Below are 12,769 nucleotides of genomic sequence, written 5' to 3'. Positions count from 1 at the left end.
TTGTCTGGCTGTACAACGGCGAGGAGGTCCCGCCCATGTCACTCACTGCGGCTACCGAGGCAATCCGGCGCGCCCCCCGAGGACCCGCCGTCGCCGCCTTCTTCGACTTCGACGGGACCTTGATCGACGGTTACTCCGCCGAAGCGCTGTACTCACATCGGCTGCGGCATTTCGAGATCGGCCTGGAGGAGCTGGTGAGAACCTTCCGGTCCATGACCGGACCGACATTGACCGAGGAGAAGTTCGGTGAACTTCTCGCGCACGGCGTCGCAGGATGGTCTGGACGTCCCGTCACCGACCTCGAGGAACTCGGCTCGCGACTGTTCAGCGGAAGCATCGCGGGTTCGCTTTTTCATGAGATGTGGAGTCTCGTCAAGGCCCATCAGCAACAGGGACATACCGTGGCGATCGCTACGTCGGCAATCCGATTCCAGGTCGCGCCACTGGCCCGCGAACTGGAAGTAGACCATATTCTTTGCTCCGAACTGGAGGAGGTCGACGGACTGCTGACCGGGAGGGTCATCGGTCGGCCGCCGTGGGGTACCGGAAAGGCCGCAGCGATAACGACTTTCGCCGATGCCGTCGGCATCCGGCTTCCGGATTCATTCGCCTATGCGAACGGAAATGAGGACGTACCGTTTCTCGCATGCGTGGGCAACCCGTGCGTGGTCAACCCACAGCACGAGTTGTCCGAGCACGCGTGGCGCAACGACTGGCCGGAATTGCAGTTGCGACGCGGCCCGGCTCGACTCGACCCGAAACCTGCTCTGCGCACTGCGGCGATGTACGGCGCTCTCGCCGGATCGGGCGTCGCCGGTATCGCCATCGGCGCACTCACCGGCAGCAGACGCCGTGGCATAGATTTGGCGACAAGCCTTTTCGCTCATCTCGGATCCGCATTCGGCGACGTCGATGTCCGGGTCATCGGCGAGGCCAACCTATGGGTACAGCGGCCGGCGGTGTTCTTGATCAACCATCAGAGCTCTCTGGTCGATCTGCTTGTGACGACGTCCATCCTGCGAGGTGGCTTCACTGCCGTCGCGAAGAAGGAAGCGGCCGGCATCCCCGTCGTCGGGCAGCTACTCTCGATGGCCGATTTCGCTTTCATCGACCGTGCCGACCCCGAACAAGCACGAAGCGGACTGGCGGAGGCGAAACAGCGGCTGGCCGCGGGGATTTCCATCGTCATCTCGCCCGAAGGGACGCGGTCGCTCACGCCACGGGTGGGCCGGTTCAAGAAGGGCGCCTTCCACTTGGCGATGCAGGCGGAGGTCCCGATCGTTCCGATCGTCATTCGCAATGCCGGAGAACTGATGTGGCGCAACGCTAAAACCGTTCGATCGGGCACGGTGGAAGTCGTCGTCCACAAACCGATACCCACGACTGGCTGGACGAAAGCAGACCTGGACCAAGCGGTAGACCATGTGCGGCAGTTGTATTCCGACACCCTCGCTCACTGGCCCGACCCAGCGGGATCTACAGAGCCGGAGACCCAGAAATGACCGGCAACGCACCTGATTTCGACGACTATGCCAACGACGCGGCGGATCTGGCGAAACGCCTCGACAGGCCGGTCGACGATGTCGTCGCTGAAATCCGATCGCACCTGCGAGAGATGTCGGCGACCCACAATCCGAACGTGCTAGCACAATGGCATGCTCTCGGACGCTGGATGCTGCGCGGATACGATCGTCTGGTCGACGAGGAAGGACTGGCCAGCCTGCACACACTCGATCGAGGTCATTCGCTGGTTTTCCTCATCTCGCACAGGTCGTATCTCGACGAATGGGTGTTTCCCACCGCATTGGTGGAACTAGGACTGCGCGCGCCCTTCGGTTTCGCCGGCGCAAACCTCGACTTTTTTCCGCTCGGAACTATCGCCAGGCGGACCGGCATCGTCCACATCCGCCGCGCGACGGGCGACATCCCGGTATACAAGCTGGCGCTTCGAACCTTCATACGCCGGCTCATCGCCGATCGAGCAAATTTGATCTGGTCGATCGAAGGCGGCCGTTCGAGGACGGGCAAGCTTCGCCCGCCACGGTTGGGCCTGCTGCGATACGTCACCGACGCGGTCGAAGAAGAGGAAAGTTCGGACGTACTGCTGGTGCCGGTTTCCATCCTGTACGACCAACTGCCTACCCATGAGGTCGAGAAGATGACGGCGGAGGCGCGGGGACAACACAAGACGCCGGAGAATGTGCGGTGGTTCTTCGGCTACCTTCGTGGCCTGCGGCGCCGCCTGGGCCGCGTATACGTCGATTTCGGTGACCCGATCGAGCTTCGTTCCCGACTCCACGAGCTCAAACAGGATGATGCCGCAGAGACCACCGCGATCGAGCGGATCGCCGTGGAGGTTTCGCATCGGATCAATCGCGCCACACCCGTAACGCCGACCGCGGTGGTCTGTATCGCCTTGCTCGCGGCCGACCGGGCGCTGACGCTCGAGTCGGTACTCGAAACGGTAGAACCGCTCGCCGACTATCTGCGGGCGCGGAACTGGCACACCGCGGGCGCGGCGAACCTGACCGACAAGGCCACCATCCGACGGGCACTGCAAGATCTGGAGCGGACCGGCGTTCTGAGCAGCTTTCGTGGTGATACGACCGTATGGGGCATCCAGCGGAGCCAACACCTCATCGCGGCGGTTTACCGCAACAGCGCCATCCATGCCCTTATCGAGCGTGCGATCGTCGAGGTCGCCCTGGAAATCGTGTCATCGACGGAGCGGACACAGGCAACGGCACTCGACGACGCGCTGCGGCTGCGAGACCTGCTCAAGTTCGAGTTCTTCTTCGCCGGCCGGAGCGAATTCGCGGCAGCCCTGCAATCGGAGCTCGACTTGATCACCGGCGGCAACGGGATCAGTCTGACTTCCATCGACGCCCCGACTGCTTCGACATGCTTGGATCGAGTCGGCCTCTTCGTCGCACCGCTGATGCTCAGGCCCTTCATCGACGCCTATGCCGTGGTCGCCTACCAACTGGCTGACCTCGGCGATTCGACCGAGTTCGATGAGCCGTGGTTCATCCAACGCTGCCTCGCGGTGGGGAATCAGTGGGCGCTTCAGCGGCGCAATGCCAGTGCGGAGTCCACTTCCACGGAAATGTTCGACACCGCTCTCCGGCTCGTCCGCCACCTCGGACTCCTGAACGACCGGCCTGATTTGGGTTCAAGCCGTGTGGCGTTCAGAAGCGAGATCCAATCGATTCAGGCCCGAATCGAGTGCCTGGCGCGGCGGACGCCGGTACCCCGCGGTCTTCATTGACATGTCGGGCGCGGCGTGCAGACCATACCGGCGTCCGGCGTGAACGGACGGCTACCCGCACAGCGCGCGTATAATTGATCTGGGTCACGATCACGCCGGTGGCCTGGCAGATCCCCGACAGCAGATGTGTGAGATGACCGGCAGCGTCGCGGGCGCCTTTCAAGGTCTTGCCGTCGAACGAGATGACTGTGAGCCCGCTGATCGTTTGGCGCGCAACCATATCCATGCGCCGAGGATTGAGTCGAGCCCGTCAGCGTCCAGGCGCTGCAGCACGCGGCGGATTGTCTTCTGGCTCGGCGCCGACCCGGTGATGCCGAGGCGAGCCAGCACGGCGGCCGGGGCGTCGGCGGTCCACTCGCCGATCGCGGTGAACGACCGGGCTCCTGTCGCGGTGGCCGTCAACGCGAGCAGCAGGATCACCGCCAGCGGGAATCGCCGGCCTCGGCGTTTGCGTGGATCCGGTACTCGGACCAGCACCTCCAGCAAACATTCCGGCATCATCGCGGCGGCGCCGTCGCCTGTCGGCATCCCGGCCGGATCGATGTCCGGTTCGGCACGGGCGACAACAGCAGACGATGATGACAACGCGGGTACGGCAACGGCTTTCGACGATCAGGTGTAGGAACCACGATCATCACCGGGCCGATACCGTGCCCGCGCCAGCGACACACCCGAATCTGCAGGTCAGCTACTCAATTCACGACTTTGCCGGAGCCCTAGGGCCGCAGGTAGGTACGCCACCGGCCGTCCGGTCGAACCGGCGGTGGCGTGCTTTCGGACCTCCGGTTATCCGGCGGATATGCCGCCGTTGGGGCTCACCGCCTGACCAGTGATCCGGCGCGCCTGGGGACTGCAGAGAAAGACGATCAGGTCCGCGACGTCGACCGGCTCTGCGACACCGAGCGATGCCGCACGCGCGGCTTTCTCGAACAGTCTGGCGCTGAACGGCTCAGCCATGACGCGGTCGTGCGCTCCGGTGTCGCGGATGAGCGACGGGGTGACGGCGTTGACCCGGACGCCGTCGCGTTTGGCTTCCATCGCCAAGGTCTTGCTGAAGGTCACGATGGCCGCCATCGCCGCACCGAGGACGGTCTCTCCCGGCGTCGGCCACTTGGCGGCATCGGAAGCGATGTTGACCACCGCTCCGCCGCGTTGCGCACGCATATCGGGGAGCACCGCGCGGCACACGTTCATCGGGCCGAGCGCCTGTTGCAGCAGGATGGTAGGCACGTCCTCGGGGCGGATGTCATGGAACAACCGCGGCGAGTACGCCGCCGCCATGCTGTTGACCAGGATGTCCGCGGGTCCGAGACCGTTGCGCAGTTCGTCGCACACTCTCCCGGCTTCGGCCGGATCGTTGGCATCCCCCGCGGCGAACAGGCACCACACCCCCGGCGCCAGTGACCGAATGTGGTTCGCCGCCTTCTCCCCGCGTTCGGCGCTGCGACCCACCAGGCCGATACGCTGCGTTCCCGCCGCTACGAAGCGGCGGGCGACCTCCAATCCGACTCCGCTCGTGCCGCCCGCGACGTATACGGTCGATTCGGCCAGGGTCGGCACTCGGATCTCGGGCTTGTCGTTCATCGGTTACTCCTTCGCAATTCGAGCGCGATCGGGCCGGTGCGCGATGCGTGCTCGAAGGTGCCGTCACACTCGAGGCAATGCGGTGTCGCGGCTGATGTCGTTGCCGCCCAATGCGTTTCGGAGATGGTGTCGCGGTGCGCCGCCGCCTCGGACGAACCGAGGTATTCGTCGCGGGCGAGCAGCCCCGCCCCATACGCACCTGCGATCTGCGGTTGATCGAGTAGTTCGACCGGTCGGTCCAAGGCCCGCGACACATAGTGCAGCGCGGCCACGTTCTTCGCCACCCCGCCGGTCATCACGACCGGCGACACTTTACCCACCTGCGCCACCAGACCGAGAGTGCGCGCCGCCACCGCCCTGTGCACCGACGCGGCGATATCGGCCTTGGCGCGACCCTGGGCAAGCAGCGAAATGACCTCCGTCTCCGCGAAAGTCGCGCACATGCTGCTGACCTCGAGGGCATCGGAGCCGGTCAATGCCAGCTCGCCCACCTCGCCGATGTCGACTTCCAGCGCCCGAGCGAGCACATCGAAGAAGCGCCCGGTCCCGCTGGCACATCGATCGTTCATCGCGAACCGCTCCACCAGACCGTCGTCGTCGACGATGATTGCCTTGCTGTCCTGACCTCCGATGTCGATCACCAGGCGCACACCCGGATACAGTGCCGCGGCGCCGCGGGCATGGCAGGTGATCTCGGTAAAGCTGCGGTCGGCGCCCGGCACCAACTTGCGCCCGTAGCCGGTACTGACGGTCCGGCGGATATCGCCACCGGGGACCCCGGCGGCGCGCAAAGCACCGTCGATCGCGCGCGCGACCGCGGCCGGGCTCACCGCGCCCATCTGCACGACCTCCGCTCCACTCAGGCCGCCGTCCTGATCGACGACGACCGCCTTCGCCGTGGTCGAGCCGAGGTCGACGCCCATGACGAACCAACTGCCGGCCATCGCTCACACCACTGATTTCATGCGCTGGACATCGATGGCTTCCAGCATGGCCTCGAGTCGGCTGTCGAAAAGCTCATCGTTGTAGAACGACGCATCCGCGACGTCGCCTTCGAAGAAGAAGGATTTCACTCCGCGCTCACTCTCCGCGGTCCGGGCCAGCATCGCCTGCGGATTCGTCATCGCCCGGCAGGTGCGTGTCGAATGGAATGCGATGCCGTCGATGGCATATTCGTCCAGGCGCCGCAGCAACAGTTCCTGAAGATTCTTCAACCCGTGGTTGAGCGGGCACAGCAGATAGTGCTGGGCCATGCCGAGCAGCGGATTGTCGGTATCGATGAGTTGCGGCTCCTGCCAGAAGGATTCGTGAGTGTAGCGCCCCGCCACGACGGCCACATCGTATCCGGCGAATTTCCGAGTCAGGAAGCCGAGCTTGTTCCAGTTCATGATGCCGTCGAAATACACCCGGTAGCGCTCGTTGTGCACTGCACTCACGCCGGCGGCGACCCGCTGCTCGATTTCGGTCTTCACACCGGCGAAATAGTCGACGAGGTCCTGGGTGCCCGGGAGGAAGTTGATCGGGGCGATGCTCGCCACCCAGTCCCAGTACGTGGCCGGAGTCGGCGCCTGTCGGCACAGCTCCATCCCCTCGAGGCGTAGTTCGGAAGCACGTTTGATATAGAACATGCTCTCGCTCAACGCATCCCAGTCGAAGGGCCGCCCGGTCTGATGTTCGAGGAACCCGATCAGCTCCCGCAGCTGCCCCTCCACATACCTGCTCACCTCGGTCCACTCTTCGCCTCGCATATAGCCGGCGTCGGGCTTGTTTCCCCACAGCATCGGGATCGAGACGTTGAACAGCGGGAGTTTGCGATCGAAAACTCGGTAGGTCATGGCGTCCCACTGCTGACCGGTGCTGCAGCCGGCGTAACCGTTGACGAAGAAGTCGGGCGCGGGCAGTTTGGCGGCCAGCTCCTGCTGATCGACCATACCCACCACCCCGGTCGCCTGCTCGTTGACGTTCTGGTGGGTTAGTACCGCGCATCCGAGATGTGTTCTCGCATAAGAGCACAACTCACCGATGTAACCGTATTCGGCGCCGGCCGCCTGGGCGGGTTCTTCCAGATGCTGGGCGGCCAACCGGGCGGCGAATGCCTCGCCGTGACACCATTCGAGTCCCGCCGCTTGGAACAGCGGGTTCAGCGCGGCGCCGTTGTACCAGACGACATGTTTACCTCGTTCCCTCGCGGTGAAAATGTTGTCCCAGTATTCGGCCACCATGCGGCCACCGACTCGGGTGGCGGCCAGACGATTCGCTTTCTCGGTACTCTTGTGCTGGATCGCCACGGCGAACTCCTTTGTGCGTAACTGGTTTTCAGGACCGGGCAGCTGCGGGCTGGCGGCGAATGCGCTCGATGAAGGTCTCCACTCGGGTGCGCAGGGTCTCGACCGGATTGCCCTCGTGTTCGGTTTCCACGAGTAGTAATGGAATGGCGCGGGCTTCCAGCGCCTTACGCAATTCTGGGTAGTAGAGCATGTGCGGTTCGCAGAACTTCGCCATCAGCACGATGACACCGTCGGAGTGACTTCGCTCGAGGGAGTCGATCAGGTAGGTGTCCCAGTCGACGTCGCTGGTCACCCGGGTAGGACACGGCGCGGTGCGGTTGCGATCGAGGTACCACTGCGACAGGGCGGCCAGCGGATCACCGGATTCGGGCACATCGGTCGAGATGTAGCGGAAGCCGGTGTACAGGTCGTCGTCGACGACGAGCGCGCCCGATTCCTCGATTACGTCCAGGATCTCGGTGCGAGGGGCGTGGCAGAAATGCCCGGACAGATGCAGGCGCACGAGATCGGCGCGGGGTTCAGCGGCCGAACCGAGCCGGGCGAGCAACCGATCGAGCAGCGTGGTGTGCTCTTCGACATCCATCACCATGCTGGACTTCACCAGTACTTGCATCTCGCCGGCTTTGATCCGGGCGCGACCGGAGCGGCGCAGGTCGTAGAGCTGTCGCAGCAACCCGCGATTCCGATTGAACAACCGGATGCTGGCGGCCAGCTTGTCCTGCGTCACCGTCACACCGAGGATCGTTTCGATCTCCCGTTTCAAGTCCTCGATTCGCCCATGCACCCGTGGTTTGGTCCAGGCGTCGTCCATCGCGCTGGTGAATTGGGCGAAGTGCACCGGTTTGCCCGGGCGTGTCCAGCGGATGACATCGACCGCGCCGAGCAACTGCACACAGTGATCCGCAGCGACGAAGGCATCAAAGATGTCGAGCACACCGAGCGCCGCCTGGTCGGCGACGCTGCGCGTGTAGCCGCAGTAGAACTCGGCGAGCAGGCTGCGCCCCTCGGTGATCGGGGTAGGACTGTCCTGAATGATCACCGGCAGCGCCCCGGCGGCATGCACGATCTCGGCGGGGAAGTTCATCGGGAACGACGCGATCGCGCGCCCTGCGAATTTCGCCTTCCACATCCGGGCATACGTCGCCGGATCGTCGGCCACCGCTCGCAGCGCCGACATCACCGTCGGATCCAGTTCGCTCATATCCAGCCCCTCGGCTCGAGCACGGCCGCAACCTCAGACGCTCGATCGGCATCTCTGCGGCCCGATTAGATGATACGTTATTTGATAGATAGTAGCCGTATATGTCAAATGTTGAAAGAGTGGTCCAGGAGGATTCGGTCGCAGCCGGTGCCGGCGGTACTCGAACTGGCCGCGGGGGGATGACCCCGGGCCCCGCGATGTGACGGACTGGACGCGGTGAAGGGCGGGGCACAGTGGCAACGCACCACCGTCGTGCGCGACGATGGGAGGATGTCCGACGCCGAGCCGACGCCGACCAGGGACGCTGCCTCGCCCCGCAGTGCCCGCTCCATGCTCATCACCGTTCTCGGCGAGCTGGTCGAACCGTATGGGCAACCGGTGCGGACCGCGGCGCTGCTCTACGTGCTCGACGGATTGGGCTTCGGAGCGCATGCCGGCAGGCAGGCGGTCGCCCGAACCGGGTCCGCAGGATTGATCGCCGCGCAGCGTGACGGACGGGAAACGGTGTGGAGCCTCACCGACAAGGCGCATCGCCTCTTCACCGAGGGCGATGTGCGGGTGTTTTCCACCGATGTGGATATCACCCAGTGGGACGGTCAGTGGCTCGTCGTCAACGTCCCTATTCCGGAATCGCATCGCTCGACGCGCAAGAAGTTGTACGCGGCACTCCGCTGGGCGAGCTTCGGCAATCCGACACCCGGTGTGTGGGTCACCCCGCACACCGGACGAGCAGCAGAAGCGGCGAGGGCGATCGACTCCCTGGGGCTCACCGCGAACACGGTGTCGTTCATCGGAACCACCGCAGCCGCTGGCATTTCCGAAGAAGAGCTCGTGCGCCGGTCCTGGGATCTGAACGCCGCCGAGCGCGCCTACGACGAACTTCTGGATCGGTTCGACGGCCGCCACTACGACTCCGCCGACGAATTGCTTTTCGCCCACGTAGAACTCGCCGAGGCATTGCGCCGCATGACCTACATGGATCCGCGACTGCCCGAGGTCCTGCTCCCCGACTGGCGGGGGCAGCGCGCCGCCAAGCGGCTACGCGATCTGCGCGCCGAATCGACCCCCGCCGCCCACGAACACTGGCGCCACATCGCGCGGCTGGATTGACGCAATCAGGCCGCGCATTCAGCCACCCCGGCCACGCCGGGCCTGGCCACGGCGCGGACAAGAGCGCTCGACGGGACAACGCCCCCAGTCGACTCAGGCATCCTCGGCATACTGCCCCGAGCAGACCCCGGCAACCGCAATGGTCTTACCACCGAATCTATCGGGACCATCCTGTCGTAGTCGCGACACATGACCAGAACCGCCTCACCTCCGGATAGGCAGCAACATCCTCCCTTGCGCGCCAGGCTCGATAAAAGCTACTGTAATGCAAATGGTCAGTCCTAATGACCACAAAGCGCAACCCTCTCCTCGTCATGAAAGGACGTCGAAGTCTGATGGCTGAATTCACCGACATCACCTATGAGGTCGACAACGGACTGGCATGGATCACCATCAACCGTCCGGAGCGCTACAACGCCTTCCGCGCGCAAACGGTCGACGAACTGGTCATGGCATTCAAACGCGCATGGGCGAGCAACGAGGTCGGAGTCATCGCATTGACCGGCGCCGGCGACAAGGCGTTCTGTGCCGGAGGTGACCAGAAGCAGCGGATGGAGACCGGCGACTACGGCCCTTCGGCGAGCGGACTGTTCGAGGTCGAGGCGCTGCACCGGGTAATCCGCGACGCTCCGAAGCCGGTGATCGCGGCGGTGAACGGGCTCGCGATTGGTGGCGGCCACGTGCTGCACGTGCTGTGCGACCTGACGATCGCCGCCGACACCGCGCAGTTCGGGCAGAACGGCCCCCGGGTGGGTTCCTTCGACGCCGGCCTCGGTTCCGGCTATCTGGCCCGTGTCGTCGGGGAGAAACGGGCGCGGGAGATCTGGTTCATGCTGCGCCGGCTATCGGCACAGGAGGCTCTGGAGTGGGGCCTGGTCAACAAGGTGGTGCCCGCCGCCGACCTCGAGGCCGAGGTGCGTGCATGGGCCGATCAGATGCTCGACTTCTCGCCGACGGCACTGAAGGTGCTCAAGCAGTCGATGAACACTGATACCGAGCACTTCGTGAGCATCGGCACCATGGCCTACTCGACGCTGGCGATGTTCGGCGAAACGCCGGAGGCCCAGGAAGGTATCACCGCATTCAACGAGAAGCGCAAGCCCGACTTCTCGCCGTACCGGGGTAAGTGATTTGCAGTTCTCAACCGAACAGCGTGAGTTCGCAGCCGCAGTCACCGCGTACTGCCGCCGCCAGCTCGCGACAGTCGCACAGCGGGACGCGGTCACCGACGGCGGAAAACTGTCGAACAGCCCTCAGGTACTGGCCGACATGGCCCGCAACGGATGGCTCGGTGTGTCGCTGCCCGCCGAATTCGGTGGTGGCGGAGCCGGTTTCGTCGATGAATGTATCTTTTTGGAGGAATCGGCACGGGGCCTCGCGCCGATCACCGGGTATTCAACCGGTCTCACCGCGGCACAGACATATATGCGGTGGGGCAACAACGAACAGAAGAAGACGATCGTCGGTAATCTCACCGAGGGCCGCCTCGAGGCGATCGCGCTCAGTGAGCCCGGCGCCGGGTCCGATCTGGCCGGGCTGCGAGTCACCGCCCGCCGCGACGGCGACCGGTATCTGATCAACGGTCAGAAAACCTGGATCTCCGCGGCCCATGTCTCCGAACATCTCCTGGTCTTGGCCCGTGAGGACAACTCGGGCGGAAAACACCAGGGCATGACCCTGCTGATGGTGCCCACCGACGCGCCCGGCCTGACCATCCGCGGCATCGAGACAATGGAAGCGCACACCTGCAACGACGTATTCTTCAGCGATGTCGAGGTGCCCGCTTCGGCCGTGGTGGGCGAAGCGCGCAATGCGTGGAAGCAGCTCATGCGCGGGCTGAGCATCGAACGTCTGATCATCGCCGCTATGAGTATCGGCGGTGCTCGGCGTGCTCTCGACGACGCGGTCGCCTACGTGCGGGAACGGGAACAGTTCGACCGTCCGCTCGCGACATTCCAGGCTCTTCGGCATCGCATGGCCGACCTCGCCACGGACATCGAGATCGCCCGCACGTTCGTGTACGACGTCGCGACCAAGATCGACGCCGGACTCGAGGACGATCTGGCCCGCGAGAGCGCAATGGCGAAGATGCGGTGCACCGAGGTCGCCAAGAACGCCACCCTCGAGGCAATGCAGATGATGGGCGGTTACGGCTATGCGCGCGAATACGGCATGGAAGGTCAGGTTCGCCGCGCCCTCGCACCGCCGATCTACGGCGGCACCAACGAAATCCAGCGCGAGATCATCGCCAAACATATCGGCCTGTGAGCGGGCCGCCGGCTCGAACCATCGATAACGAGGTGCACTGATGACGGACACGACCTTCCCGCCGACACTGCTGTCCGGGAAGAGAATCCTGATCACCGGCGGCGGGACCGGACTGGGCCGCGGTGTGGCGCGGCATCTCGCCGAGCACGGCGCCGAAGTTCACCTCTGGGGACGGCGTGAGGCAGTGCTGGCCGAGGCCGCGGCGGAGGCTTCTGCCACACGCCCCGGAGCGGTGCACTACCAGACGGTCGATGTTCGCGACTACGACAGTGTCGACGCGACGATGGAGCGGATCTGGTCCGACCACGGCCCGCTCACGGGGGTGATCAACAACGCCGCCGCCAACTTCATCGCACAGACCAAAGACCTGAGTCCGCGTGCGTTCCAGGCGATCACGAGCACGGTGATGAATGGTTCGTTCCACACCACCCATGCCGCCGGTAGGCGGTGGATCGCCGAAGGGCTGCGCGGCAGCGTGCTGTCCACGTTGACCACCTGGGTATGGACCGGGTCCGCGTTCGTCGTCCCGTCGGCGATGGCGAAGGCCGCGGTGCATTCGATGACGATGTCGCTCGCGGTGGAATGGGCGAAGTACGGCATCCGTGTGAATGCCCTTGCCCCCGGACCCATTCCAACCGACTACGCATGGGAGATGCTGAATCCGACCGACAAATCGTCGGTCGGCGCCACCCAGGCCGACCAGATCCCGGCCGGGCGCACCGGAACCATCGAAGAACTCGCCAACCTGACGATGTTCCTGCTCTCGGACGCCTGCGATTACCTCACCGGCCAGACGATCGCGATGGACGGCGGCCAGATGCTGGCCGGGCCGGGCACCTTCGCCGGCTTGACCAGCCTCTCCGACGCCGACTGGCAGCAGATCAAGGAAACCAGCAAGGCGGCCTCGGAATCGAGTAAGGCACAACGGAGCGTGTGAATCCATCCGAGTCCACGACAACAGAAAGGGTGCGCGTCCAAAAGATGCGCACCCTGTTCGCTTGGGTCCGAATTATTCGATCGCCGCGATCGCACCGAATCGTTCCACCGCGA

General features: G+C 64.4%; 11 protein-coding genes. 6 read left to right on the top strand and 5 right to left on the bottom strand.

All coding sequences use genetic code 11. The features are described 5' to 3' along the window. Positions 1-35: 35 nt before the first annotated feature. The gene (locus NV1_RS31045) at positions 36-1,502 is read left to right on the top strand and encodes an HAD-IB family hydrolase (RefSeq protein WP_067899503.1); all 1,467 of its coding nucleotides are present in this window, start codon (positions 36-38) and stop codon (positions 1,500-1,502) included. After that, entirely contained in the window at positions 1,499-3,268 is a 1,770-nt protein-coding gene (locus NV1_RS31040; RefSeq protein ID WP_067899500.1) for a 1-acyl-sn-glycerol-3-phosphate acyltransferase, read from the top strand. The genes NV1_RS31045 and NV1_RS31040 overlap by 4 nt, the downstream gene beginning before the upstream one ends. A 159-nt stretch (positions 3,269-3,427) precedes the next feature. Here the strand turns inward: NV1_RS31040 and NV1_RS31035 are convergent, their stop codons facing one another. The 5 genes from NV1_RS31035 to NV1_RS31015 form a co-directional block, all read right to left on the bottom strand. Next, positions 3,428-3,853 carry a transposase family protein gene (locus NV1_RS31035; RefSeq protein WP_157117475.1) on the bottom strand — a complete coding sequence of 142 codons (426 nt, stop codon included), beginning with the start codon at positions 3,851-3,853 and terminating at the stop codon, positions 3,428-3,430. 201 nt (positions 3,854-4,054) lie between these two features. After that, entirely contained in the window at positions 4,055-4,852 is a 798-nt protein-coding gene (locus tag NV1_RS31030) for an SDR family NAD(P)-dependent oxidoreductase (RefSeq protein ID WP_067899494.1), read from the bottom strand. Further along, a complete protein-coding gene (locus tag NV1_RS31025; RefSeq protein ID WP_067899491.1) occupies positions 4,849-5,796 on the bottom strand; it encodes an acyl-CoA dehydratase activase in 948 nt (315 codons plus the stop codon). The genes NV1_RS31030 and NV1_RS31025 overlap by 4 nt, the downstream gene beginning before the upstream one ends. Positions 5,797-5,799: 3 nt before the next feature. Continuing rightward, positions 5,800-7,074, bottom strand: coding sequence for a 2-hydroxyacyl-CoA dehydratase subunit D (locus tag NV1_RS31020; protein ID WP_245714014.1), 1,275 nt, complete (start codon positions 7,072-7,074; stop codon positions 5,800-5,802). A gap of 94 nt (positions 7,075-7,168) precedes the next feature. Beyond that, positions 7,169-8,341, bottom strand: coding sequence for a 2-hydroxyacyl-CoA dehydratase subunit D (locus NV1_RS31015; protein WP_067899486.1), 1,173 nt, complete (start codon positions 8,339-8,341; stop codon positions 7,169-7,171). 270 nt (positions 8,342-8,611) lie between these two features. Here NV1_RS31015 and NV1_RS31010 point away from each other — a divergent pair, with 270 nt between their 5' ends. From NV1_RS31010 to NV1_RS30995, 4 genes are all read left to right on the top strand, one after another. Further along, positions 8,612-9,451 (top strand): PaaX family transcriptional regulator, encoded by an 840-nt coding sequence (locus NV1_RS31010; protein WP_067899483.1) that lies wholly within the window; start codon positions 8,612-8,614, stop codon positions 9,449-9,451. Positions 9,452-9,786: 335 nt separating this feature from the next. Continuing rightward, the gene (locus tag NV1_RS31005) at positions 9,787-10,581 is read left to right on the top strand and encodes an enoyl-CoA hydratase-related protein (RefSeq protein ID WP_067899480.1); all 795 of its coding nucleotides are present in this window, start codon (positions 9,787-9,789) and stop codon (positions 10,579-10,581) included. A gap of 1 nt (position 10,582) precedes the next feature. Continuing rightward, positions 10,583-11,719, top strand: coding sequence for an acyl-CoA dehydrogenase family protein (locus tag NV1_RS31000; RefSeq protein ID WP_067899477.1), 1,137 nt, complete (start codon positions 10,583-10,585; stop codon positions 11,717-11,719). Between the two features lie 40 nt (positions 11,720-11,759). Then, complete coding sequence (locus NV1_RS30995; protein WP_067899475.1) at positions 11,760-12,656, top strand: SDR family oxidoreductase; 897 nt, start codon at positions 11,760-11,762, stop codon at positions 12,654-12,656. The last annotated feature ends 113 nt before the right edge of the window (positions 12,657-12,769 follow it).

The sequence above is a fragment of the Nocardia vaccinii NBRC 15922 genome, from assembly GCF_001613305.1.
In the GTDB taxonomy this organism is placed as follows: domain Bacteria; phylum Actinomycetota; class Actinomycetes; order Mycobacteriales; family Mycobacteriaceae; genus Nocardia; species Nocardia vaccinii.
The sequence above is the reverse complement of the archived record's forward strand: the minus strand, read 5'-3'. Positions and strand labels throughout refer to the sequence as shown.

What these genes read in the sequence shown, in the direction of transcription:
- NV1_RS31045 (WP_067899503.1), top strand. Translation starts at nt 36, where the DNA reads ATGTCACTCACTGCGGCTACCGAGGCAATCCGGCGCGCCCCCCGAGGA.
- NV1_RS31040 (WP_067899500.1), top strand. Translation starts at nt 1,499, where the DNA reads ATGACCGGCAACGCACCTGATTTCGACGACTATGCCAACGACGCGGCG.
- NV1_RS31030 (WP_067899494.1), bottom strand. Translation starts at nt 4,852, where the DNA reads ATGAACGACAAGCCCGAGATCCGAGTGCCGACCCTGGCCGAATCGACC.
- NV1_RS31025 (WP_067899491.1), bottom strand. Translation starts at nt 5,796, where the DNA reads ATGGCCGGCAGTTGGTTCGTCATGGGCGTCGACCTCGGCTCGACCACG.
- NV1_RS31020 (WP_245714014.1), bottom strand. Translation starts at nt 7,074, where the DNA reads ATGGTGGCCGAATACTGGGACAACATTTTCACCGCGAGGGAACGAGGT.
- NV1_RS31015 (WP_067899486.1), bottom strand. Translation starts at nt 8,341, where the DNA reads ATGAGCGAACTGGATCCGACGGTGATGTCGGCGCTGCGAGCGGTGGCC.
- NV1_RS31010 (WP_067899483.1), top strand. Translation starts at nt 8,612, where the DNA reads ATGTCCGACGCCGAGCCGACGCCGACCAGGGACGCTGCCTCGCCCCGC.
- NV1_RS31005 (WP_067899480.1), top strand. Translation starts at nt 9,787, where the DNA reads ATGGCTGAATTCACCGACATCACCTATGAGGTCGACAACGGACTGGCA.
- NV1_RS30995 (WP_067899475.1), top strand. Translation starts at nt 11,760, where the DNA reads ATGACGGACACGACCTTCCCGCCGACACTGCTGTCCGGGAAGAGAATC.